This is a genomic window from Lysobacter sp. A378 (assembly GCF_054052125.1).
In genome coordinates this window covers 157,457-181,377 of record NZ_JBSVRK010000001.1, presented here as the reverse complement: position 1 = coordinate 181,377, position 23,921 = coordinate 157,457, and the positions used below count along the sequence as shown (strand labels likewise).

The window sequence follows — 23,921 nt, the reverse complement described above, 5'->3', positions numbered from 1 at the left end:
CCCGCCATTGTCGCCCCCGACGCCGGCCGGAGCAAAGACGCACACATCCGCCCCCGTAGGTCGGGTTTCAACCCGACACCGCAAACCCGTCGTCACCGCCGATGTCGGGTTGAAACCCGACCTACCCGACAAGGTCTCATCGATCCAAACCCCATCCCCCGCCGTAGGTCGGGCTTCAGCCCGACACCGCAAATCCGGCGTCACCGCCGATGTCGGGTTGAAACCCGACCTACCCCACAAGGTCTCATCGATCCAAACCCCATCCCCCGCCGTAGGTCGGGCTTCAGCCCGACACCGGGTATCTGTCGTCACCGCCGATGTCGGGTTGAAACCCGACCTACCCGATAAGGTCTCATCGATCCAAACCCCATCCCCCGCCGTAGGTCGGGCTTCAGCCCGACACCGGGTATCTGTCGTCACCGCCGATGTCGGGTTAAAACCCGACCTACCCCGATAAGGTCTCATCGATCCAAACCCCATCCCCCCCGTAGGTCGGGCTTCAGCCCGACACCGGGGATCTGTCGTCACCGTCGATGTCGGATTGAAACCCGACCTACCCTGACAGGGTTTCGTCGAGCCAGATCGCGTCCCACAACGGATAGTCGCCGATCCGCTTGACCAAGCCTGCTCGCAGCGGATTTGCCACGATGTAGCGTGCGATTGCGCGCAACTGCTCATCCTTGCGCACCGCATGATCAAAATAATTCGGCTGCCAGACGCCATGGCCAATCGCGCGCGCCGTGCGCCCTTTCAACAAACGCACCGCGTCGGACAACTTGCCCTCGTGTAGCACCATCAACCAATGCAGGTGATCTGGCATCACCACGTAACACAGGGTTTCGGCACGCCCCGCGGCCTGCAATGCCATCAGCTCCTGCACCACCTTGCGTCCGTTATCGAGGGACGAAAAATGCGGGAAGCGATCCCGTGTCACCGTCGTGATGTGATACGGCAAGCCCGTGTGGGAAACGCGTCCCCTGCGCAAATCGGTGTAAGCCATTGTTCCTCCGTGAACCTGGCTGTGTAGTTGTCCATCCCTGCATGTAGGTCGGGTTTTAACCCGACATCGACGGTGACGCCGGGTCCGCGGTGTCGGGTTGAAACCCGACCTACGGCCGTGCGTTTTGTTCGTCCTTGCCTGTAGGTCGGGTTTTAACCCGACATTGGCGGTGATGCGGGGTTGGCGGTGTCGGGTTGAAACCCGACCTACGTTGTGCCGCAGCACTTTTTGTATTTTTTGCCGCTGCCGCAGGGGCAGGGGGCGTTGCGGTCGGGGGTGGGCTCGGTGCGGATCGGTTCGCGCGGGGTGAGGGCTTCGACGCGGTGGTGGTTGAGGTCGGCGAGCATGCCGGGCAGTCCGGCGACGATCTCCAGGCGCTCGCGGTAGCTGATCGGGGTGGCGGGTGCGGTCGGGTCCTCGGCCATCACCTCGCCACTGGCGAGCCGGTCGAACAGGTCGAAGATGTCTTCCATCCACTCGTTGTCGTCCAGCCACTGGTCCCATTGCGCCTCGCGCAGCGCCACCGCGGTGAAGAACCCCAGCGCCCAGTCGCGGCCAACATCCAGGTCATCTTCCTGCAGGGCTTCGGCCTCGGGTTTGTCGAGGTCTTCGGGCAGCCACAGCAGCGGGGCGAGGTGGTCGGGCAAGTCGCTGTCGCCATGGCGTACGCGGAAGTTGGCCATGTTGCGGTGGCCCAGCAGCAGCTTCTCGACCCCGGCGCGCTCGACCGGGTCGTCCCAACGCGGCACCTTGCCCCACACCGGCGGCTCCCACTCGCTCATCGGGATCTCGCCGGGCGATACCGCCAACGCCGACAGGTAGCCGTCGAGGGCTTCCAGGTTGAAGCCGCGGAACGGTACCGCGCGCCGCTCAAGCAGGTCCGCGAGACGCTCGATCTGCTCGTCGTCGAGATAGGTTGGCGGGTTGGTCATGGTGGTTTCGACACGGGTTGGGGGATTGGGGGGAATGGTAGCCCCAAGGGGTGATGAAGACCCTCCATCCCACCAGCAATAAAAAAAAGGCGCGACTTTCGTCGCGCCCGGAGGGAGAGAGATGCCACTGTTCAGGCGTATTTCTTATTTTGACCGGGATTTATTCGACCGAGAATGGCGTGCTGTTCAACTTGGCACCGTCCACCCAGACTTCCGCGGTGTAGGTACCGGCCGGCCAGCCGTTGGCGTTGTTGAAGGTGATGTTGGTGGTTTCCATGCCCGTGGTGGTGACGGACTGCGACTCATCGCCGGCAGTCTGGCCATCCTCGTAGACCAACTTCGCATTGATGACGGCATTGCTTGCCGCGCCATTGGTGGCGATCGAGACAATGATCGGATCCGCGGTGCCGAAGGTGGTCACTGGAGAAGCGATCGACTTGTCGGCGCCGGCTTCAGACCCCAGGGTGACTGAAGTGACGTCCAGTGCGGCCTCGGTCGGCATCGGCTCGGCGGGCGGCAGCGGGGCCGGCTCGCTCGCCACAGGTGGCGGGGCCATGGTGGTGTCGGTGGCCGGTTTGTCCTTGTTGCAACCGGCCAGCGCCAGCGAGGCAACAAGGGCGGCGGCTACGGCGTAGGGGAGTTTGTTGGCAGTCATGGGATTCTCCTGAAAGGCGGTCGGGTGCCGGAATCAAACGGCCGGGTTGTCGTCCTGGACGGGGATGTTGAGGATCTGACCGGGCTGGATCCGGTCCGGATCGTCAAGCTGGTCGCGGTTGGCGTCGTAGATCGCATTCCACGCGCCGGCCTTGCCGTAGAACTGCTTGGCGATGGCCGACAGCGTGTCGCCGCTTTGCACGGTATAGGTCTGCTGTGCGGACGCACCGACCTTCTCGGCGGTGGTATCGACGCTGCTGCTGACGCCGGAGAAATCGGCTTTTTCCTCGACCTTCTTGGCCGTGGTGTCGACATTGCTGGTGACGCCGGAGAAGTCGGCCTTTTTGTCTGGGGTGGTCATCGTGGGTGGGCTCCTGCCTTGTTGGCGGGATAACCTTGCCACGCAGGTTGTTAAGAACGGATCGTGCTGGTGTGAACCTTCCGGTCAGCCGTTCATTGGCGCAGGTCGCGTCCGGCGATGGGGGCCGCAAAGCCTTTTGTTGCCCGCCACGGGTTGATGTCCAGGCCACCGCGGCGCGTGTAGCGGGCCTGCACCGACAGCTGCTGCGGCTGCGCGTGTTGCATCAGGTCCAGGAAAATCTGCTCCACGCATTGCTCGTGGAAGCCGGCGTGGTCGCGAAACGACACCAGGTAGCGCAGCAGGCCGGCGCGATCCAGTCGCGGGCCGCGATAGTCGATCCGCACCCGTGCCCAGTCCGGCTGGCCGGTCACCGGGCAGTTCGACTTCAGCAGCGCGCTGGACAGGCTTTCCTCGACCACCTCGTCGCGCGTGACCTGCAGGAAGTCCGCGCGCGGCGGGCCGTAGTGGTCGACATCGATCTCCAGCGTGTCCAGCGAGTCGCTGCCGTCATCATCGGTCGCGCCGTCGGCCTGGTCGATGGGCGGCAAGCCGAAGGTGACCGCAACCGGGCGGCCGGCGACCCGTGACAGGTCGGCAGCGATGCGCGCGAGCATGGCCGCGTCGTCGTCGAAACGGGTCGCGTTGAAGGAATTCAGGTACAGCTTGAGCGACTTGGACTCGATCAGGTTTGGCGAGTCGGCCGGGACCGTCAGGGTGGCGGTGGCGACCCTCGGCTTTCCCCGGCCGTCCAGCCAGCCCAGCTCGTAGGCGTGCCAGCGGTCATGGCCGATGAACGGCAAGTCGGCCTGCGCCAACCGGGCAGCGTCCAGGCCGAGTTCGCCCCGCCCCAGCGCACGCGGGATGGGAAACAGCAACGCGGCGTCGTACACACGCGGGTAGTCAACGTGGCGGCCCAGGGGCAGGTCGATGGCAGTCATGCACGCCAGTTTACTGGTCAGCCCTCGACCCCGTGCAGGTAGTCCAGCGAAACCTGCAGCATCGCGCGCAGGCCCAGGTCGAGCGACGACTCGTCGAGCTTGAACTGGGGTGAGTGGTTGGTCGGCGCGGTCGCCGGGTCGATCCCGGCCGAGGTGGCGCCGACAAAGAAGAACATCGACGGCACTTCCTTCGCGTAATAGGCGAAATCCTCCGCGCCCATCTGCAGCGGTGGCTCGATCACGTGTTCGACGCCGGCGGCGGCGCGCAGGCTTGGCAGCATTTTCGCGGTCAGTTCCGGATCGTTGGCGGTCACCGGGTTGCCGGTGCCGACCGGTATGTCGGTCGTCACTGTGGCGCCATGCGCGGCGGCGACATGCTGGGCGACGCCTTCGAGCTCGGCGTGGATCTTCGAGCGCATGTCCTCGTCGAAGGTGCGGATGGTGCCGACCAGTTCCACCGAGTCGGGAATGATGTTGTAGCGGATGCCGCCGTTGATCACGCCGAAGCTCACCACTGCCGGCAGCTTGGCGATGTTGGTGTTGCGGCTGACGATGGTCTGCGCGGTACCGATCAGGTCGGCGGCAGTGACGATCGGGTCGATCCCGCCCCACGGCGCCGAGCCATGGCTCTGGCGGCCGTTGACAGTGATGGTGAATTTGTCCGACGCGGCCATCAGCGGGCCGCCGCGGACGCCGATGGTGCCGGCCGGCAGCGATGAGAACACGTGCAGGCCGAACATCGCGTCGGGCTTGAAGTCGGCGAACAGGCCTTCCTCCAGCATCAACGAGGCGCCGCCTTCCTCGCCCGCCGGCGCGCCTTCCTCGGACGGCTGGAACACCAGCATCACCTGGCCGGGCAACTCGTCCTTCATCGCCACCAGCGCGTCGGCGACGCCGAGCAGGATGGCGGTGTGCGCATCGTGGCCGCAGGCGTGCATCACCCCGGTTTCCTGCCCGTTGAAGGTGGTGGTGATCGTGGAGGCGAACGGCAGTCCGGTCTGCTCGGTCACCGGCAAGGCGTCCATGTCGGCGCGCAGGGCGATCTTCGGGCCGGGCAGGCCACCGTCGATGATCGCGGTGACGCCGTGATGGGCGATCCCGGTGCGCGGCTCCAGGCCGAGCGCGCGCAGGTGCTCGACGACCTTGGCCGCAGTCTGCTCTTCGCGGTTGGACAGCTCGGGATGGGCATGGAACCAGCGCCGCAGTTCGACGACCTCGTCGCCCAGGCGTTCGGCCGCGGCGGTGACGACCGGCCGTTGCTGCGGGTCCGCCTGGGCCAGCGCACAGGGCGACACCAACAAAGAAATCAAGGCGGGCAAGGCAATCGAACGGATGGTTGGCAGCGGCATGGTCGTCTCCCCAGAGGAAAGCCGATGCTAACGCCAATCGACGCACGGGCCGATACGTGACCGCTGCACCTTCGCCGGAGCGGGTCGCGGCGACGTTGTGGCGGCTTTGGACTGCGGGGTGTGCGTTGTCGCTGGCCGCAACCTGGAATAGAATGCGAATCATTATCAACTTGGGCTGGGCCGCGTGGGTTACGCGCGTCGTTCTGTCTCCTTATTCTTTTCCGTCAAGGCTTTATATGTCCCAGGACGCTCGATCCTTCCTGTCGCCCGCACCGCGCGCGGCCCTGCTCAGCTTGTCACTGCTGGCCGCATTACCGGCCGTTGCGCAGGTCACGCCACTGGCCGCCACCGCCGACGTCGCCGCGTCGTCCGACGCCACCACCCTCGACACCGTCCAGGTCCAGGCGCAGATCATCAAGCGCAGCCAGACCGTCACCAAGACCGACACCCTGATCACCGAGGCGCCGCAGTCGGTGTCGGTGGTGAGCGCGCAGCAGTTCGCCGACCGCGGCCTGCACGGCATCGACGAGGCAATGTGGTACCTGGCCGGCACCCAGGGCGGCGGTTACGGCCAGGACACCCGCAGCGACTGGTTGCTGGTGCGTGGCTTCAGCCCGGCGCGCTACCTGGACGGGCTGGCGCTGACCGACGGCGTCTGGACCGGCGCGACCCGCGTCGAGCCGTACGGGCTGGAGCGCATGGACGTGCTGAAGGGGCCGTCATCGGTGTCCTACGGCGCGATGCCGCCGGGCGGGCTGGTCAACTTGGTCAGCAAGCGCCCGACCGATGTGCCGCTGCGCGAAGTCGAGGTGCAGCTGGGCAACTTCGACCTGCGCCAGGCCGCGTTCGATTTCGGCGGGCCGTTGGACGAGGCCGGCGTGTGGTCGTACCGGCTCACCGGCCTGGCCCGCAACAGCGACAACCTGGTTGATTATGTCGAGGACGACCGCTACTTCTTCGCCCCGGCATTGGCGTGGAAGCCCAGCGAGGCCACCTCGCTGACGTTGCTGGCGCGCTGGCAGAAGGCCGATACCGCCAACGGCAGTGGCTTCCTGCCCGCCGAGGGCACGCTGCTGCCGAGTCCGCACGGCCAGATCTCACCCAGCGTCTTCACCGGCGAGCCGGGCTGGAACGACTACATCCGCACCAGCAAGTCGGCCGGCTACGAGTTCGAGCACGTGTTCGGCAATGGCCTGACGTTCCGCCAGAACCTGCGCTACGGCGAGACCGACGTCGACCATGACGCCGGCATCGGCACGCTGGGGCTGCAGGAAGACGGGCACACGCTCAACCGTTACCTGTTCCCGCTGGAAGAGCATTCCAAGGCGTTCGGCGTCGACAACAACGTGAGCTTCGACTTCGTCACCGGCGCGTGGCAACACACCGTGCTGGCCGGCGTCGATTACCGCCGGCTGCAGAGTGACTACGCGTCGGCATTCGCGTTCGGGATCGATCCGATCGACGTGTTCAACCCGGTCTATGGCGCCGATGTGGTGATACCGGACTACACCTTCCACGAGGACAAGGTGCAGCAGCAGACCGGCATCTACCTGCAGGACCAGCTGCGGCTGGACCGTTGGGTGGTCACCGTCGCCGGCCGCCAGGATCAGGTGCGCACGCGCGCCGACAACCTGATCGCCGACCCCGTGACGCGCAGCCGGCAGGAGGACGACGCGTTCTCCGGTCGGCTCGGCGTCAACTACGTGTTCGACTCCGGGTTCGCGCCGTACGTGGCGTGGTCGGAATCGTTCCAGCCGACGGTCGGGGTCGACTTTGACGGCAACGCATTCGCGCCGACCACCGGCGAGCAGATCGAGGCCGGCGTGAAATACCTGCCGCCCAGCGGCCGCGGGTTGGCGACGCTGGCGGTGTACGACATCCGCCAACAGAACACGCTGAGCGTCGACCCGGACCACGTGCTGTTCTCGGTGCAGCAGGGCGAGACCCGCGTGCGCGGCGTCGAGCTGGAAGGCCGCTGGAACCTCACCCCGACGCTGGGCGTGTACGGCGCCGCGACCTGGATGGACACCGAGGTCACGCAGACCACCGATGCCGCCGCGCTCGGCAAGCGCGTCGCGCTGGTGCCGGAGCAGCAGGCTTCGCTCGGCCTCGACTACACGATTGCCTACGGCGCGCTGTCCGGGCTCGGTTTCGGCGGCGGCGTGCGCCACACCGGTTCGGTCTACGGCGACATCTACAACGAGTGGAAGACGCCGTCGTACACGCTGTTCGACGCTGCGGTGCACTACGACTTCGACCGCTGGCGCCTGCAGCTCAACGCCAGCAACTTGATGGACAAGGAGTACGTGGCGGTCTGCAACAGCGCGATGTGGTGCTACTACGGCCACCCGCGCACGGTCACTGCGACCGTGCGCTACCGTTGGTGATGGCGAGCGGAGCCGGATGATGGAAATGGCATGGGGCATTCTCGCGGCCGCCGCCGCGTTGTTGTCGGCGCTGGCCTTGTACCTGGCCTCGCCCAATCGCACGTGGCGGCCCGGTGCCGGTCGGGGCGGCTTGCGCATGCTCGGCGGGGTGCTGGCGCTGGCCTCGCTGGCTGCGTGGGTTGCCGTGCTCGGCGTCGGCGCCGGGCTGTGCGCGATGCTGGCGACGTGGATGCTCGCCATGGTCGCGCTGCCGTATCTGGCGTGGTGGACGACCGCGCGACGGCCGGCAGATGCACGACCGGAGGGCGCACGAGCGACTCGCGAAACGTCTTCGCCGGTCAAGCCGCGCGCTGCGCTCGGGACCGACTGATGTGGGGCCGCGCGACCGCCGGCGCACTGCCGGGCTTCATCCTCGCCGCCGCCCTGGTGAGCCTGCTCGGACGCTTGCTGCCGGGCCCGTGGCAGTCAACCCTGGTGCCGGGGCTGGTGCTGATGTTCCCGCTGTGGATCGGTATCGCGGCGGCCAGCTTCCGTTTCGCCAGCGGCCTGCGGGCCTGGGCCTGGATTGGCGGGATGGCATTGCTGGCACTGGGCCTGCTGCGGCTCGTGCAGGCGAGCGGGTGGGCGGCATGAGGACGCTTCGATGAAATTGCGCGCCAATACCTTGCGGGTGTTCACCGCGGTCCACAGCTGGGTCGGGCTGGTCGCCGGCTTCGCCCTGTTCGTCGCCTTCTATGCCGGCGCGATCACCATGTTCCACCACGAGCTGCCGGTCTGGCAGGCGAGCGCGGTGGAGGCCGAGCCCGACTCGATCGCCGATGCCCAACGCCTGTTCGACGAGGTGCTGGCGCGTCATGACGGCGCGCGCGTGCACCTCGGCTTCGGCTTCCCCGGAGCCGAGTCGGCGCAGGCTTCGGCCTGGTGGCTGGACGGTGAGGGCATATGGCAGTTCGCGACCCTCGACACCCTGCAGGGCAGCCCGACCCCGCCGACCTCGAGCCTGGCCGAGCTGGTCAACCTGCTGCACTTCTCACTCGGTATCCCGATGGTTGGCACCTGGCTGATGGGCATCGTCAGCCTGCTGTACGGGCTGGCGTTGGTCAGCGGCGTGGTGATCCACCTGCCGCGGCTGACGAAGGACCTGTTTGCCCTGCGCCCGGGACGCAACCTCAAGCGCTTCTGGCAGGACGCGCACAACGTCATCGGCGTGCTCAGCTTGCCGGCGCACGTGATGTTCGCGGTCACCGGTGCGGTGTTGTGCCTGCTGTTCGTGCTGATGCCGCTGCTCAACCCGCTGGTCTACGACGGCAAGCTGTTGTCGGAGGTGCCGGCGGCGATGGACACCGCGCCGGTGGTCGCTGCCTCCGGCGAGCCCGCCGCGATGCAGTCGCTGGCGCAGTGGCATGCGCGTTCGGTGGCGACGGCGCGCGAGCACGGCATCGACGATTTCGAGCCGGCGTACCTGAAGCTGCAGCATGGCGGCGACGCCAACGCGGTGGTCGAGATCACCGGCGAGACGTCGCGCGCGCTGGGGGCGATGGGCTCGGTGGCGCTGGATGCCGGCAGCGGTGAGGTGCTGGCGGTGCAATTGCAGGGTGCGCGCGACGCCAACCACGCGACCTTGCAGGCGACCTACGCGCTGCACTTCGGCGAGTTCGGCAACGCACTGGTGCAGTGGCTGTATTTCCTGCTCGGGCTGGCCGGCGCGTTCCTGTTCTATTCGGGCAACCTGTTGTGGATCGAGTCGCGACGCAAGAAGCGCTCGCCGCAGCAGGGACGCGCGCAGATCAACATGGCGCGCGCCACGGTCGGGGTCTGCATCGGCGTGTGCGTGGCAATCTCGGCCAGCTTCGTGGCCGCGCAACTGGCGCCGATGTTCGGGCTGGATACCGCCGTGGCCGAGCGCTGGGCCTGTTTCGGCACCTGGGCGCTATGCGCGCTGTGGGCGGCTTTGAGGCCACCATCGCGTGGGGTCCGCGAGCTGCTGTGGCTGGCCGCGCTGGTGACGCTGGCGATCCCGATGGCGCACGGTTTCGCCAGTGGTTGGCCATTATGGAAGGCCGCGGCCGCAGGGCACTGGGTGCTGGTCACGGTCGATGCGATGGCGATTGTGTTGGCGGTGAGCTTCGCCGCACTGGCCCGTGCCAGCACGCGGCGCGGGCGCGAAGGTGATCCGCACAGCGTCTGGGCCGACCCCAGGCCGGGCGCGGCCAAACAGGCTTCGTGACTCAGCCAAACGCGGCCGCAATCAGGGCCACGAAGCCGACGACTGCCAGGATCGCGTGGCCCAGCAGCAGTCCCAGCGGCAATATCCGCCGCTGCCACTGATAGACAAGATTCATCAACGCACCGCCCGCTGCCGCGAGCACCAACAGGCCCAACGCGACCCATGCCAGGTTGGGTACCTGTCCGGCAATTGCGGCGTATGCCAGCAAGGTCAGTCCGGCCGCAGCCAGCAGGCCGTGCACCATCGCCAGCCAACTGGGCGGATTACGTTTTCCGAACAGCCGGATCGCGGCCATCACCAATCCACCTGCTGCAGCGATCGCAAACAGGGCTACCGCAACGCGCAACATGCCGATCGAGTCCATGCCGGTTCCCTCATCGAGGCAGCGACGGGCTGCGCATCGAGCATAGGATCACGGTTGTTATCGAAGCGTGGTTGTCGGCGCGTCGCCAGGAACCGGCCAGATCAGCAGCGGTGCTCCTGGGCCAGGTACTCCGCCGAGCGCATCTCGATCAGGCGCGAGGCGGTACGCTCGAACGCGCCGGTCAGCCGACGACCGCGGTACAGCTCCAGCGGCGCGGCGGCGGCAGTGCAGACCAGGTTGACCTGGCGGTCGTAAAGCTCGTCGATCAGGTGCACGAAACGCCGCCCCGGGTCGTCGTTGTCGCCATCGAACAGCGGTATGCCGCCCACCACGACGGTGTGGAACTCGGTGGCGATCTCGATGTAGTCACCGGTCGCGCGCGGGCCTTCACACAGCGCCGCGAAGTCGAGCCAGGCATGGCCTTCGGCAAGTCCGCGCACCGCGATCTCACGACCTTCGATCTGCAGCGGGCCAGTCTCTCGCCCCCGGCCGTCGACAATCTCTTCCCAGCGAGCGGCCAACCAGTCGTCCGAATCGGCGTCCAGCGGCGCGCGATAAACCGGTGAGCGGGTCAACGCACGCAAACGGTAGTCGTGGTCGCTGTCCAGGTGGAGCACGGTGCAATGTTTTTTCAGCTGGGCGATCGCGGGCAGGAAGCGCTCGCGTTGCAGACCGTCCTTGAACAGGTTGTCAGGGTCGATGTTGGACGTGGTCACCAGTGCGACGCCGTGGGCGAACAGGTGCTCCAGCAGGCGTCCCAGCAACATCGCGTCGCCGATATCGGTGACGAAGAACTCGTCCAGCACCAGCACATCGAGCCTCGCACCGGTTTGCCTGGCGATGTTTACCAGCGGATCGCGCTCGCCGGCGTGCTCGCGCAGCTGCGCATGGACTTCCCGCATGAAGCGATGAAAGTGGGTGCGGTGCTTGCGGGTCGTCGGCAAGCCTTCATAAAACAGGTCGATCAGGAACGTCTTGCCACGTCCCACGCCGCCCCACAGATACAGTCCTGTGGCGGCCGGTGCGGGTTTGTTGAGCAGCCGGTCCAGCAAGCCGGCCCGCGGCGGGTCCAGCAGCGCCGCATGCAGGCGATCCAGCTCGGCCAGTGCCGCCTGCTGGGCGGGATCGTCACTCCAGTTCCCGGCGGCCACGCCTGCCCGGTAACGCGCGCTGGGAGGCGCGCGCTCGACCATGTCCGGGTCAACCATCGGCGGTGGGGGTCCCGATTGCGGCTGGCAGGAAGGGGCGCACGCCGTTTTTTATCGCGCCGCGCAGGTCCATCAGCTTGCGATGGAAGAAATGACTGGTATCGGGAATGCGGACCAGTTCCGGCGGCGGATTCAAGCCATCGACCCAGGCATAGACCGCGGCGGGATCGACGATCTCATCCGCCTCGCCCTGAACCACCAGCCACGGGCCGTCGAAGGGCGCGATGGCGGCAAAGTCGTAGCCACGACCGCCCGCAGGGGGGGCAATCATGATCAGCATGTCCGGCTGCAGCCGGGCGGCGGCCTTGTAGGCAACGTAGGAGCCAAAACTGAAACCGGCGAGCCAGAGCTGTGCCTGCGGGCGCTGTTCGCGGACCCAGGCGACCACCACGGCCAGGTCCTCAACCTCACCATTGCCTTCGTCGAAACTGCCCTCGGAGGCACCGACGCCGCGAAAATTGAACCGTACGGTGCTGGCGCCGGACTGGTGCAGCGCCCGCGCGGTCATGGTCACAACCTTGTTGTGCATGGTGCCGCCTTCGGTCGGCAGCGGGTGGCAGACCACCACGACCAGCGGTCGAGCAGGAACGTCGGGCTCGGGTGCCTCGACGATCGTCTCGATATCTCCGGCCGGGCCGGCGAGGGTGAGATTGGCGGCGCTGCCGCCAAGGAAGTCGGCGTCGTCGGGAAATGTGGGGTTGTCCATCCCGCCATGATAAGCCGCCTGTTGGCGGCCGTGCCGGCGACGACGGCGGCGCCCGCGCAAATGCCGGTCGCGGATACGACAACGCCGCCCGGAGGCGGCGTTGTGCGCGGCAAATGCCGGGTATTGATTACTTCAGGTTGTCCATCATCCAGTCGACGGTGGCGATCACCTGCTCGTCGGTCAGCGCCGGGTTGCCGCCCTTGGCGGGCATCATGCCGGTACTGCCGGTAAAGCCTTCGATCGCGTGACGGTGGAGGGTATCAACACCCTGCGGAATCCGCGCGGCCCAATGCGCCTTGTCCATGGTCGGTGAGCCGCCGGCGCCGGTGGTATGGCAGCCCGAACACAGGCTGTCGAAGATCACCGAGCCGTCCAGCGTGCCGCCGTAGGCAACCTGTGCGGTCGCCGCTGCCGCCGCCGCCGCCGTTGCCGCCGCCTGCGCCGCCGCGCCGGTGCTGCCGGCGTAGACGCCGCCAACCGGTGCGATACGCGCCTGGGTTCGAGCGGCCACGTTGGCGGGCACTTCTTCCGGCAACGACTCGTGGACGTAATAGGCGAGTCCAATGAGGCCCAGGGCAACCACCAGCAGGAAGCCCATCATCACGGAGAATTTCTTCAGGAATTCGAGGTCGTAGTTCTGCACGGTCCACCTGTTGTGCGTCGCCCATGAAGGGTGCACGTCGCCAATTCAACGGAAAGCCGCAATCAGGCGGCCGCGGGGCAGTATAAAGCCAACTCACCCCGACAAGTAGCCGTGCCCCGGGCTTGCACTGGAAACGGGTAGTTCGTGGCTGCATGCCAACAGCTTGTGGGTCGAGCTTGCACGGGCCCGGCGATGGCGTCATTCCAACCCATCTGGAGTGGACGTTGAATAGGTGCTTTACTGCGATGCCGGTCTCATTTCGGGGCCAGTCGCCGCATCCCTGGAGATCCACATGCTCACCCAGCTGCCCCGCGTCGCAGGTCTCGTCCTCGCCATGTCGATTTCCACCGCACTCGCCCAGACGCCGCCGACAGCTGCCGAGCGCATCGCCGATGTCGAGCTGATCACGCGCGATGCGTTGTTCGGCAATCCCGAGCGCGCGATGGTGATGATCAGCCCCGACGGCAAGACCCTGAGCTGGGTCGCACCGGTCGAGGGCGTGATGAACGTCTGGGTGGCGCCGGCCGACAATCCCGGGGAGGCGCGCGCGATCACCGACGACACCGCGCGCGGCATCCGCAACCACTTCTGGTCCTACCTGCCCGATACGCTGCTGTACCTGCGCGACACCGGCGGCGACGAGGACTTCCACCTCTATAGCGTCAACATCGCGACAGGCGAGGAAGCCGACCTCACGCCGTATCCCAAGACCACCGCGATGGTGGTGGCGGCCAGCCACTCGCAGCCGGGCACGATCCTGGTCGGCATGAACGACCGCGACCCGGCGTGGCACGACCTGTACAAGGTCGACCTCGCCACCGGCGAGCGCACGCTGGTGGAGAAGAACGACGACCAGATCGGCGGCTACCTGGCCGACGACAGCCTCACGGTGCGCTATGCAACGCGCGCGCGGCCCGACGGCGGCAGCGACATCCTGCAGCCCGACGGGCAGGGCGGCTGGAAGGTCTACTCGGACATCCCGTTCGAGGACTCGATGACCACCGCCCCCGCCAGCCTGACCACCGACGGCGACACCCTTTACCTGGTCGACTCGCGCGGGCGCAACACCGCGGCGCTGTATGCGGTCGACGTGGCCAGCGGCGAGCGCACGCTGGTGCTGGAGGACGCGCGCGCCGACGTCGGCCAGTCGCTGACGCACCCGCAGACGGGCGAAGTGCAGGCGGTCGCGGTGAACTACCTGCGCGAGGAGTGGGAGCCGGTCGATCCGGCCATCAGCGCCGACCTGGAGAAGCTGCAGGCAATCGGCCCCGGCGAGATCGGCGTCAATGCGCGCACGCACGATGACAGCGTGTGGATCGTCACCTACTCGGCGGCCGAGGCCCCGGTGGTCTACTACCGCTACGACCGCGGCGCGGGCGGCACGCTGACCAAGTTGTTCTCGGCGCGTCCGGAGCTCGATGACAAGCCGCTGGTTCCGCAGTGGCCGCAGGAGATCACCTCGCGCGACGGCAAGACGCTGGTCAGCTACCTCACCCTGCCGAAGGGCGCCGACGCCAACAACGACGGCAAGGCCGACGCCCCGGTGCCGATGGTGCTGTTCGTGCACGGCGGCCCGTGGGCGCGCGACAGCTACGGCTACAGCCCGTACGACCAATGGCTGGCGAACCGCGGCTACGCCACGCTGGCGGTGAACTTCCGCGGCTCCACCGGCTTCGGCAAGGAGTTCACCAACGCCGGCAACGGCGAGTGGGCCGGCAAGATGCACGACGACCTGCTCGACGCGGTGCAGTGGGCGGTCGATGAGGGCGTCACCACCGCCGACCAGGTCGCGATCATGGGCGGCAGCTACGGCGGCTACGCCACGCTGGCCGGGCTGACCTTCACCCCGGACACCTTCGCTTGCGGCGTCGACATCGTCGGCCCGTCCAACCTCAACACCCTGCTCAGCACGGTGCCGCCGTACTGGGCCAGTTTCTACGAGCAACTGGCCAAGCGCATGGGCGACCCGCGCACCGAGGAGGGCAAGCAGTGGCTGCTCGAGCGCTCGCCGCTGACCCGCGCCGACCAGATCACCAAGCCGCTGCTGATCGGTCAGGGCGCGAACGACCCGCGCGTGAAGCAGGACGAGTCCGACCAGATCGTCAAGGCGATGACCGCCAACGACATTCCGGTGACCTACGTGCTGTTCCCGGACGAAGGCCACGGCTTCGCGCGACCGGAGAACAACAAGGCGTTCAATGCCGTGGCCGAGGGCTTCCTGAGCGAGTGCCTGGGTGGCCGCGCCGAGCCGATCGGGGCCGACTTCACCGACTCCAGCATCAGCGTGCCGACGGGTGCCGATGGGGTGCCGGGTTTGGCCGAGGCATTGCAGGACCACGAGCAGGTGATCCGGAAGTAGGCAGTGTGGCGAGACAACCCCATGGATTACTCCGTTGCAACGGTCCCGGTGCCGCGCCCACTGCGGGATATTTCGTTGGAGCGCGTAGCGAGTATTACAACGCGTTGCCGCAGTCCTAATAGAACCAACTCGGGTTCGAGCGGGCCAAGGTTAGGTATGTGTAACCGGTTGATTTGGTGCCGGTTGTGAGCTGTTGGCCCGGAGGAGCTTTCGGGCATACTGTTTGCTGCGCCCCGTTTGGGGGCTCGAATCAGTGTTAGCCGTTCAACCAACTTACCGGTGTCGTGATGATTCTTGACGAGTTCCGTGACTCAATTTCCATTTACGACAAGATGCTTCGAGAACGCAGCCGCGATCCCTTGGACATGCTGAACATCGTCGATAAGCGGTTGGCTGACATATCAAACCACATCGCAGTGTGCCACCGCGTCTTAGCCGAGCAGCGGGGGCTTGCCCAAAACGCGTTCTTTGGCAGCACTCGCAAGAAGCATCTAGACAAAGCCGATCAGGCCGGACAAACACTAGAGCATGTGATCGAGGTCCAGACTGATTTATTTGATTTTCGGTACAAGGTGTTGTGCCGTGTTGCAGAGTTCATGAGGTCGCCGGCGGATTCTGTCGCGCAGAACGGCTAACAATTCGTTCAAGCCGAAACCGCTTCGTTACACCAACAACATGGCAGGTAAAGCTTGCCATGTTGTTGGCTCCACTACGCAGTTCGGCTTAACTCAGGCGTTAGGTGCTGCTTGGAAGGCTCAGGGGGAGCTATGAGAATTAAGTCTGTCGTAGTAAACAGGTTCCGAGGATACGAAAAACCAGGTCGCATCGAAATCGAGAATCTTTGCGTCTTGGTCGGGCGAAACGACATTGGGAAGTCGACAATACTCGAAGCCTTGGACATCTTCTTCAATGAAGGAAAAGGCTGCGTCAAACTCGACAAAGAAGACATCAACAAGCAATGCCTCGCAAGTGGGCAAGATTGCATCGAGATCGAAGTCGAGTTCGATCAACTGCCTCCTAGCATTGTGATCGACTCTACGAACGAAACGACGCTTCAAGGCGAGTATCTCTTGTCGCGAGAAGGCACACTCCGAGTAATCAAACGTTATCCTTCAGCTGGAAAGGAGAAGATTTTCCTCAATGCCCTGCATCCAGTCAGCGCCGGATGTCGAGACCTGCTTAGCAAGAAGATTACTGAGCTCCGCAAGATGCTTGAAGACCAGGGCTTGGGATGCCCTGATAGAACACGAAGCGCAGAGATTCGAAAGTCAATCTGGCAGGGCCAAGATGACCTGCAGCTGGAAGAGGTGGAAATTGAGGTAGCAAAGATCGACGCGAAGGGGATATGGGAGCAACTGAAAACGTACATGCCGCTATACACTCTCTTCCAGTCCGACAGAAAAAACACGGACTCTGACGACGAGGTGCAGGACCCAATGCGGATTGCCGTAAAGGAGATCCTTGGCGATCCGACCATTCAAGCAAGCTTGGCTGGCGTCGCAGATACGGTAAGAACTAGGCTCGAAGAGGTGGCAGCGCGAACGCTCGAGAAGCTTGGGGAGCTAAATCCAGCTATTGCGCGGTCATTGACACCGCAATTGCCAGATGCAGCCAGTCTCAAGTGGGCAGATGTCTTCAAGAGCGTTTCTATATCTGGTGACGACGATATCCCGATAAACAAGCGCGGAAGCGGTGTAAAGCGGCTGGTACTCATCAGCTTCTTTCGTGCAGAAGCGGAAAGAAGGATGAGCCAGGCCAACCTGCCGAATGTCGTGTACGCCATTGAGGAACCGGAAACGTCGCAACACCCCGAGCATCAGCGCGGTCTCACAGATGCACTAATTGCACTGTCTCAGGCAGAGAGTACGCAGGTGCTACTCACCACTCACAGCCCAGAGATCGTTAAGCGCCTACAGTTCGACAACATTCTTTTGGTATCGGACCGCCTTCCGGAGAGAGTCACTCGTGTGCTCCCGAGTGAGCTCCCGTACCCCAGCTTGAATGAGGTCACCTTCGCAGCTTTTGGCGAGGCGACGTTCGAGTATCACAATGAACTTTACGGTTACATCGAAGCAGAAGGGCGTCTGTCTCAGTTCCGTGATGGAAAACCGCTCAAGGCGTATGTACGGACGCGTCAGGATGGATCAACGCACCAGCAACAAATTGTGCTGACTGAGTATATTCGCCACCAAATACACCACCCCGAGAACATTCACAATCCACCATTCAGTTCTAGAGACCTTTCGGAATCTATCGAACTGATGAGAGCTTTCATAAGATGTTGAGCTTCGAGGTGGCAGCGCCTAACAATGCGCTCAAGCCGACGCCACATCGGGGCGCAAGCCACATGGCAGGTACAGCTTGCCATGTGCTTCACGCCCCGTTGCGACGCGGCTTAGCTTAGGCGTTAGCCGCCAAACGGGCTGTCCATGCGACTTGTAGGAAGAATTTCCGACTGGAACGAGGACAAGGGCTACGGCTTTGTCACGCCACATGACGGCGGAGATCGCGCCTTTGTTCATATCAAAGCTTTTCAGTTCGGATCTCGCAGACCGATTGACGGTGACCTCATCTCATACGCGGCATCCAAAGATGCTCGCGGCCGAACAAACGCGACAGATGTACGGCACGCCGGCCAGAAGATCGAGCAACGTAAGCCATATAGGCCGTTGCCGCGGCTGGAACTTGGCGTCATCTTCTTGGTTTCAGTCTCGCTCGGCATGTTCTTTGGCATCGTCCCGGCAATGATAACAGTTGGCTACGTGCTACTGAGTTGCGTGTCCTACATCATGTACTCGTTGGACAAGGCTGCTGCAGGCAAAAACATGCAGCGCACTCCGGAAAGCACGTTGCATTTCGTGGACTTGCTTGGTGGTTGGCCTGGTGCGCTCATTGCGCAACAACAATTCCACCACAAGACTGTAAAGGCGTCGTTTCAACAGGTTTTCTGGGTCACCGTGTTCGTCAACATCGCAGTTGTCGTTTGGCTTGTGCATAGCGGCCTCGCACAGTCAATCACAACTATGGTGTTTGGCGGCTGACAATTCGTTCAAGCCGAATCCGCTTCGTGGCTCGGCTTAACTCAGGCGTTAGCCTCTCGAAGATACCTCCAAAGGAATCGCATATGACCCGACTCTTGTTGCTCGCACTGCTGGTCGTGTCCTTCAGTGCAAGCGCGATCGTGATTCGTGATGACGTTGATGACTCAAAGTATAGAGTTCCGGCGTCTGAGCTCCCTGCTCTAGTTGACTTGCCTGGCGAGGGGCATGGTGTATTGATCGCGCCAAAGTGGGTTATTACCGCCGCTCATGCTGTCACGTGGCAATCTGAGATCAAGCAGGTAGCCATTAACGGAGCGCCCAGAGACGTTGAACGCCTCGTGATACACCCCGGATACAAAAAGCCGCCGCAAGAGCTACTTGACCAGGCGCTGGCTACTTGGGATTGGACTCTTTTTAGAGTGCTGCTCTCCTCCTCGGATGACATCGCACTCATAAAACTGGCACAACCCGTTGCTGACGTCTCTCCTGTCGCAATCAACAAGAGCGACGACGAGTTCGGCCAAATCATCAAGGTAATAGGAAGAGGCGCTACGGGTAACGGAGTCACTGGGCACGAATTTCGTGACTCCCACCGTACTGAGCTTCGTCGTGCGTACAACAAGGTCACCAGCGCCCATGGCCGCTGGCTCTGCTATATGTTCGACAAACCGTCGGATGCATTGCCCCTCGAGGGCGGCTCAGGAAGTGGCGACAGTGGTGGGCCAGTCCTTATTCAGGCTGAGAAGGATTGGTTGTTGGTCGGACTGACTTCGTGGTCAGATCCTCAAAACACTATTAGGACGCCCGGACGATATGGCCAAATCACTTGCAATGTCCGCCTGAACCATTACAAAGAGTGGATTGAAAGCGTTATCTCTGCGCAGCCATAAGTGGGGCTGACAATTCATTCAAGCCGAACCCGCTTCGTGGGTCGACTTAACAACACAAGGATGCTTCCATGCAAGTCAAGTTGTTCTGGGTTCAAGCGCCCTTGCAAGACAAGGGATTCATTGGTGCTCACAATGCCGGGAAAGCGGAAGACTTTGAGGCGCGCATCAACGAGTGGCTCTCTCAGAATCCCGCTGTAGAGGTCCAACACATCCAACAGTCGGCTTGCGGCGGCAGCATGCAGCCAGCGCTTTGGCTTATCTCAGTTTGGTACAACGTAGCCAGCTAATGAACGCAGCGTTGTCCAACATTTCGTTCAAGGCGGACGGCGCCGCCGCTTAACTCCAGCGTTAGGTGTCCCTTCTCACTGATCGGATACGCGGCCGACGATCCACTCGACGATCGCATCGAATCTATCTTGATCGAGAGCGTGTCCGCGGTCGACGCGGAGCTCGGTGATGAAGTCGCCGGCGACCTTGGCCACGATCTGGTCTGCATCCCGCGAATACTTGTCCTTGGTACCCGACACAACCATTGTCGGCCGAGGTCCGATGGCTGAAAGGACATCGTGCGTGTCGATCTGGCGAGCCAGCCCGGGCACGGCCTCGAAGAGGGTGATCCCGGTGTCTTCCCGGCGGCGCGTCTCGAAGCTGCACACGGCACCGCTGATGCATGCGAACCTGCATCGTGCATCAACTGCTGCGTGGTAAAGCGCTGTGTAACCACCGTATGAGTGTCCTGCCACGCCCACGAGCCGCTCGTCTATATCAGCGGCTTGGAGCAGAACGCTCAGGGCCCGTTGGGCGTCATCCAGGCACTTCCTCATCAGCAGGTCGCCATCCAGCAATCGGTAGCTCATGGCGTTGTAGTGCTGAAGCCAATCGTAATAATCCGGTTCCACCCCCCGAACCGCTCCTCGTCGATCCTCGAAAGTGATGGAGTCCGGGGCCAAGACTGAGAGGCCTCTACGAGCGAGCGCCGGCCCGAAGGCTTGAAACGCGTCGCCCACCTCGCCGGCTACCTCGCTCTTGCCGAAGTGGAACTCCCCATTGTGTTGGTGAAAGACAACCACTCCGCCAAGCGCGTCGCGACCCCTCGGCGTGAACAGGAAAGCCGGAATGAGGTCACCTTCGAGTCCCCGGTACTCGATCCGTTCTCGGTCGAATCCGTCGGCCTCTTCGACGTCGCCCCGTTGGAACCCCAGCGGGACAGGGTCCGCAAGTCCCAGGCGCTCTCGAAGCGTCGTGGTGAGGTCGGTCATCATCTGCAATGGTAGCCCGCAATCAGGATGGCACGTAAGCCGCCCGGGGGCACCTTACAATTCATTCAATCCGAATCCGCTTCGTGGGTCGGGTTGATTCAGGCGTTGGGCTGCTAACGGATACAATTCCGTTGTTGGGTCATCAAAATCAAGGCACAAGGAAAATGAGAGTAGCCATCAACGGAGCGGGTATCGCAGGCACGGCCCTGGCCTATTGGCTTAGCAAGATGGGCCACGAGGTACTGCTGGTCGAACGGGCTCCGGAACTGCGCACCGGTGGCTACATCCTCAACCTGTGGGGAGTCGGCTACGAGGCAGTGGAAAAGATGGGCCTCCTTCCAAAGCTGCTGGAGCTACAGTACGAGACCGACGAACTACGCATGGTCGATAGCCAAGGCCGAACGCGCGGCGGTTATCCATCGCAGGTTCTGCAGAGCTTGGCAAACGGGCGCATCGCGACATTAGCGCGCGCCGACATCGCCGCTGCAATCTACGGCTTGCTGGACAACCGGGTGGAGACGATCTTCGGCGATAGCATCGCCACGATAGATGACGACGGAGCGTACGCACACGTTGGCTTCGAGCACGCGCCGCAACGAGAGGTTGATCTCGTCGTCGGGGCCGACGGCCTCCACTCGAAGATCCGCCAAATCACATTCGGCCCGGACAGCCAGTTTGAGTATCCGATGGGGTGCCATGTCGCCTCGTTCGAGGTAGCCGGCTATCGCCCGCGCGACGACGATCTGTATGTAGCGCACACGGCACCGGGGAGGTACATAGCCCGGTTCCCAGTGCGCGATGATAAAACGCTCTTTTTCATGCTCCTCAGAAATGAATATTTGCCGAGCACCCTCACTACCGGTGAGTCCGAGCGCAAAGCAGCATTGACGACTGCATTTTCCAACATGGGCTGGGAATGTCCTGCAATTCTGTCAGCACTCGAAAAGACGGATGAGGTCTATTTCGACAGCATCAGTCAGATCCGCATGGATAGATGGACGAAAAACAGGGTGGCGCTGGTGGGCGATGCGGCCGCATGCCCGTCACTCATAGCCGGGGAGGGCGCGGGCTTGGCACTTGCCGAAGCTTATGTGCTCGCCGGAGAAATCCACGTCCACGGAGCGGATCTCGACTCAGCGCTAAAGCACTATCAAAGGCGCATAAAACCGTACGCTACCCGCAAGCAGAGGTACGCAGAGAGCCTGGTGCCGTCGTTCGTGCCAAAAACGGAACTTGGGGTAAAAGCGCGCGACTTGGCAACCCTCTTTATGCGGCTGCCCGTGTTCCCCCGGCTTCTAATGGGTCGCTACTTCCGTGACGCAATGGAGCTGCCCGAATACGCGATGTCTTGCCCAGAAACGCAGACGTCGCCTAGCGATTCATTCAAGCCGGCGCCGCTTCGCAGCGCGGGTTAACTCAGGCGATCAGGTTGCTCATGGCACATCGAAAGCTATTCAAAATCTCAGCTCTGGTGATTGTCGCCATCATACTGCTGATTGTCCTGACTTTCGCCGTGGCAAAGGCATGGCGCTACTACGTGTACAACTCAGTGGGAGATAACGGCATTGTCCAGACAGATGCCGTGACTATACGAGGCACCAAGCACTACTTGTTCATTCGCGGCTATCAGCGGGAAAAGCCGCTTCTTCTGTTCCTCCCTGGCGGCCCCGGAGAAAGTGTTGTCCCGCTCGCCTCGGAATTCAGCGACGAACTGGAACAGGACTTTATTGTTGTACACATTGAAACGGGCGGTGTGGGCAAGTCCGATAAGTACAAAGAAGGGCCGACATTAGAGCAAATGGTGCAGGACACAAATGCGGTAGTTGATCATCTCCTCCTGGAGTTTGATCGACAGGCGCTCTATCTTGTTGGTCACTCATTCGGATCCATTCTTGCGCTGAAAATTGCATCAGCGACACCCGAAAAAGTATTAGGAGTGGCAACTGTCGGTCAAGTCGTGGACTGGAGAGCAGGCAATCGGATCACACACGAGCATCTCATGTCGCTCGCTCGCCGCGAGGGCAATGATCGAGCTATTGCAGGCCTCTCCAGCTTCGCACCTGGTCTTGCCACAAATGCTGACGGCCAGCCGATGATTGACTTTTCTGCCGTTAAAAAGCAACGAGAGTGGTTAGAGCACTTCAATATTGGCAATATCCTTCAAAAGCACACGGCCAAAGCGCGTTGGTTCGCCTACATGACCTCGCCCAGTCACACTATTACCGAGTCCTGCGGGCTCGCATACATCGGCCCATGCAAGTGGATCGCGAATCCACAATGGTGGAGCCAATGGAAAAACGTCATCCCCGGAGTCCTTGGCTTCAATGCGATGCGCGACATTCCGGAGTTGGAAGTTCCATACGTGGCGATTGTTGGAGCAGAAGATTGGATTACGCCTAATGCGTTGATCCGACAGTACTATGAGACCGTTACCGCTCCCCAGAAGCGCTACATCGAAATACCCGGTGCACAGCACTACACCTTCCTCGACAAGCCACACGAATTTCAACAGGCGGTGCATACGCTCGTCTTGCTTAACAACGAGCACTCAGAGTAGCCCAACAATTGATTCAAGCCGAAACCGCTTCACTGGATCTCACATGAGTAAACGGCACAAGCCGCTCCTGCTGGCAATATTTCTTGGTGCTGCTTCTAGCCCTGCATGGGCTCCTCCGCCTGTACGGGAGCCCCAGATATGCACAATGGCGCTCTGCGCTGAAGTCATTGGATATAGCGGGATCAGCACGATGACGAAGCATGGGTACCGTGACGCCATCACCGTGCGACTTGAAGATGGTACGGCTGTGTCCTTCTACGCGATCATGCTTACGAACAAATGGGGGCAGAGAGACGACACACGGGTGCGGCATGCCGCTAAATCTGTCCGACCATATTGGTCATTACTCTCAAATAGTCTTGCTGGGTCAACCCATTGCATAGGGTGTACGGACGAGCAGCGTTTTATCCCTCGGGTTGTTTCCGTCGCCATCGCAACGAGGCCGAACCTGTTGCACCAGTACTTCGGCGCAAGTGTGTGTTTCTGGGCTGTAAATTACGCGTGGTCAAGGCCCCATGAGTTTTTGGAAGAACGACTGGAACTCTCTGAGAAGCAGTGCGTTCGACTAAAAACCGAGCAGGAAACTACCAACTCATTCAAGCCGAAGCCGCTTCGCGACTCGGCTTATCTCAGGCGTTAGGCCCCACATGGAAGGATCGATGAGGCTTGTAGCACTAGTAGCGGCATTCATCTTGGCGGGTTGCGCTACCACAACGCGCAGCGACTCAAATTTCATAGAGTTGACCGAACTCTGGGACGCAAGCCGTGAGAGGCAAATTCCTATTGCGCTCTATCTCCCGGCGCAGCCCCGCAACTGCACACACGCAAGGCCATGCCCAGTAGCCTTTGTGAGTTCAGGCTACGGTCTTCTCAACACCGACTACTCGTTTATCTCCAACGCACTGGCGAAATCTGGCTACTTGGTCGTGGCAATTCAGCATGACATGCCCTCGGACCCTGCCCTAAGCAGGAGCGGCGACTTATTCGCTAGTCGCATGCCCGCGTGGAAGCGCGGAGCTGAAAATATCCGCTTTGTACGTGAGGCC

Annotated in this window: 23 protein-coding genes; 12 read left to right on the top strand and 11 right to left on the bottom strand. The window is 62.6% G+C overall.

Annotated features, from left to right (window positions below; translation table 11 throughout):
* Positions 1–553: 553 nt before the first annotated feature.
* The 6 genes from ACW7G1_RS00725 to ACW7G1_RS00700 all read right to left on the bottom strand — a co-directional run bounded on the left by ACW7G1_RS00725 (position 554) and on the right by ACW7G1_RS00700 (position 5,234).
* Positions 554–1,000 carry an REP-associated tyrosine transposase gene (locus tag ACW7G1_RS00725; RefSeq protein ID WP_456977857.1) on the bottom strand — a complete coding sequence of 149 codons (447 nt, stop codon included), beginning with the start codon at positions 998–1,000 and terminating at the stop codon, positions 554–556.
* 206 nt (positions 1,001–1,206) lie between these two features.
* Entirely contained in the window at positions 1,207–1,932 is a 726-nt protein-coding gene (locus ACW7G1_RS00720) for a UPF0149 family protein (protein ID WP_456977856.1), read from the bottom strand.
* 160 nt (positions 1,933–2,092) lie between these two features.
* Entirely contained in the window at positions 2,093–2,587 is a 495-nt protein-coding gene (locus ACW7G1_RS00715; protein WP_456977855.1) for a hypothetical protein, read from the bottom strand.
* A gap of 33 nt (positions 2,588–2,620) precedes the next feature.
* Positions 2,621–2,947, bottom strand: coding sequence for a LysM peptidoglycan-binding domain-containing protein (locus tag ACW7G1_RS00710; protein ID WP_456977854.1), 327 nt, complete (start codon positions 2,945–2,947; stop codon positions 2,621–2,623).
* Between the two features lie 92 nt (positions 2,948–3,039).
* Positions 3,040–3,885 carry an NADPH-dependent 7-cyano-7-deazaguanine reductase QueF gene (queF, locus tag ACW7G1_RS00705; protein ID WP_456977853.1) on the bottom strand — a complete coding sequence of 282 codons (846 nt, stop codon included), beginning with the start codon at positions 3,883–3,885 and terminating at the stop codon, positions 3,040–3,042.
* A gap of 17 nt (positions 3,886–3,902) precedes the next feature.
* Positions 3,903–5,234 carry an amidohydrolase gene (locus ACW7G1_RS00700; protein WP_456977852.1) on the bottom strand — a complete coding sequence of 444 codons (1,332 nt, stop codon included), beginning with the start codon at positions 5,232–5,234 and terminating at the stop codon, positions 3,903–3,905.
* Positions 5,235–5,470: 236 nt separating this feature from the next.
* Between ACW7G1_RS00700 and ACW7G1_RS00695 the strand changes: the two genes are divergently transcribed.
* From ACW7G1_RS00695 to ACW7G1_RS00680, 4 genes are read left to right on the top strand one after another with little or no spacing between them, the layout of a single operon-like run.
* On the top strand, positions 5,471–7,621 hold the full coding sequence (locus tag ACW7G1_RS00695; RefSeq protein WP_456977851.1) for a TonB-dependent siderophore receptor: 2,151 nt from the start codon (positions 5,471–5,473) through the stop codon (positions 7,619–7,621).
* 19 nt (positions 7,622–7,640) lie between these two features.
* Positions 7,641–7,991 (top strand): hypothetical protein, encoded by a 351-nt coding sequence (locus ACW7G1_RS00690; RefSeq protein WP_456977850.1) that lies wholly within the window; start codon positions 7,641–7,643, stop codon positions 7,989–7,991.
* Complete coding sequence (locus ACW7G1_RS00685) at positions 7,991–8,254, top strand: hypothetical protein (protein WP_456977849.1); 264 nt, start codon at positions 7,991–7,993, stop codon at positions 8,252–8,254. The genes ACW7G1_RS00690 and ACW7G1_RS00685 overlap by 1 nt, the downstream gene beginning before the upstream one ends.
* Before the next feature lie 10 nt (positions 8,255–8,264).
* Positions 8,265–9,848 (top strand): PepSY-associated TM helix domain-containing protein, encoded by a 1,584-nt coding sequence (locus ACW7G1_RS00680; protein WP_456977848.1) that lies wholly within the window; start codon positions 8,265–8,267, stop codon positions 9,846–9,848.
* A 1-nt stretch (position 9,849) separates the two neighbouring features.
* On the opposite strand, the gene ACW7G1_RS00675 is transcribed toward ACW7G1_RS00680, so the two are convergent.
* From ACW7G1_RS00675 to ACW7G1_RS00660, 4 genes are all read right to left on the bottom strand, one after another.
* On the bottom strand, positions 9,850–10,212 hold the full coding sequence (locus tag ACW7G1_RS00675) for a hypothetical protein (RefSeq protein ID WP_456977847.1): 363 nt from the start codon (positions 10,210–10,212) through the stop codon (positions 9,850–9,852).
* 101 nt (positions 10,213–10,313) lie between these two features.
* A complete protein-coding gene (gene zapE, locus ACW7G1_RS00670) occupies positions 10,314–11,405 on the bottom strand; it encodes a cell division protein ZapE (protein ID WP_456978797.1) in 1,092 nt (363 codons plus the stop codon).
* A 7-nt stretch (positions 11,406–11,412) separates the two neighbouring features.
* A complete protein-coding gene (locus ACW7G1_RS00665) occupies positions 11,413–12,126 on the bottom strand; it encodes an alpha/beta hydrolase (protein ID WP_456977846.1) in 714 nt (237 codons plus the stop codon).
* Between the two features lie 127 nt (positions 12,127–12,253).
* A complete protein-coding gene (locus ACW7G1_RS00660) occupies positions 12,254–12,769 on the bottom strand; it encodes a c-type cytochrome (RefSeq protein ID WP_456977845.1) in 516 nt (171 codons plus the stop codon).
* Between the two features lie 334 nt (positions 12,770–13,103).
* Here ACW7G1_RS00660 and ACW7G1_RS00655 point away from each other — a divergent pair, with 334 nt between their 5' ends.
* From ACW7G1_RS00655 to ACW7G1_RS00630, 6 genes are all read left to right on the top strand, one after another.
* On the top strand, positions 13,104–15,128 hold the full coding sequence (locus ACW7G1_RS00655; RefSeq protein ID WP_456977844.1) for a S9 family peptidase: 2,025 nt from the start codon (positions 13,104–13,106) through the stop codon (positions 15,126–15,128).
* A 287-nt stretch (positions 15,129–15,415) separates the two neighbouring features.
* Entirely contained in the window at positions 15,416–15,763 is a 348-nt protein-coding gene (locus tag ACW7G1_RS00650; RefSeq protein ID WP_456977843.1) for a hypothetical protein, read from the top strand.
* A 132-nt stretch (positions 15,764–15,895) separates the two neighbouring features.
* Positions 15,896–17,413 (top strand): ATP-binding protein, encoded by a 1,518-nt coding sequence (locus tag ACW7G1_RS00645; RefSeq protein WP_456977842.1) that lies wholly within the window; start codon positions 15,896–15,898, stop codon positions 17,411–17,413.
* Positions 17,414–17,557: 144 nt separating this feature from the next.
* Positions 17,558–18,169, top strand: a complete 612-nt coding sequence (locus ACW7G1_RS00640; protein WP_456977841.1) for a DUF1294 domain-containing protein — start codon at positions 17,558–17,560, stop codon at positions 18,167–18,169.
* Positions 18,170–18,252: 83 nt separating this feature from the next.
* On the top strand, positions 18,253–19,059 hold the full coding sequence (locus ACW7G1_RS00635; RefSeq protein ID WP_456977840.1) for a trypsin-like serine protease: 807 nt from the start codon (positions 18,253–18,255) through the stop codon (positions 19,057–19,059).
* A gap of 68 nt (positions 19,060–19,127) precedes the next feature.
* Positions 19,128–19,346, top strand: a complete 219-nt coding sequence (locus ACW7G1_RS00630) for a hypothetical protein (RefSeq protein ID WP_456977839.1) — start codon at positions 19,128–19,130, stop codon at positions 19,344–19,346.
* Between the two features lie 75 nt (positions 19,347–19,421).
* Here the strand turns inward: ACW7G1_RS00630 and ACW7G1_RS00625 are convergent, their stop codons facing one another.
* On the bottom strand, positions 19,422–20,318 hold the full coding sequence (locus ACW7G1_RS00625; protein WP_456977838.1) for a dienelactone hydrolase family protein: 897 nt from the start codon (positions 20,316–20,318) through the stop codon (positions 19,422–19,424).
* A 164-nt stretch (positions 20,319–20,482) separates the two neighbouring features.
* Here ACW7G1_RS00625 and ACW7G1_RS00620 point away from each other — a divergent pair, with 164 nt between their 5' ends.
* Positions 20,483–21,733, top strand: coding sequence for an FAD-binding domain (locus tag ACW7G1_RS00620; protein ID WP_456977837.1), 1,251 nt, complete (start codon positions 20,483–20,485; stop codon positions 21,731–21,733).
* Positions 21,734–21,789: 56 nt separating this feature from the next.
* On the top strand, positions 21,790–22,875 hold the full coding sequence (locus tag ACW7G1_RS00615; protein WP_456977836.1) for an alpha/beta fold hydrolase: 1,086 nt from the start codon (positions 21,790–21,792) through the stop codon (positions 22,873–22,875).
* Positions 22,876–23,921 lie beyond the last annotated feature (1,046 nt).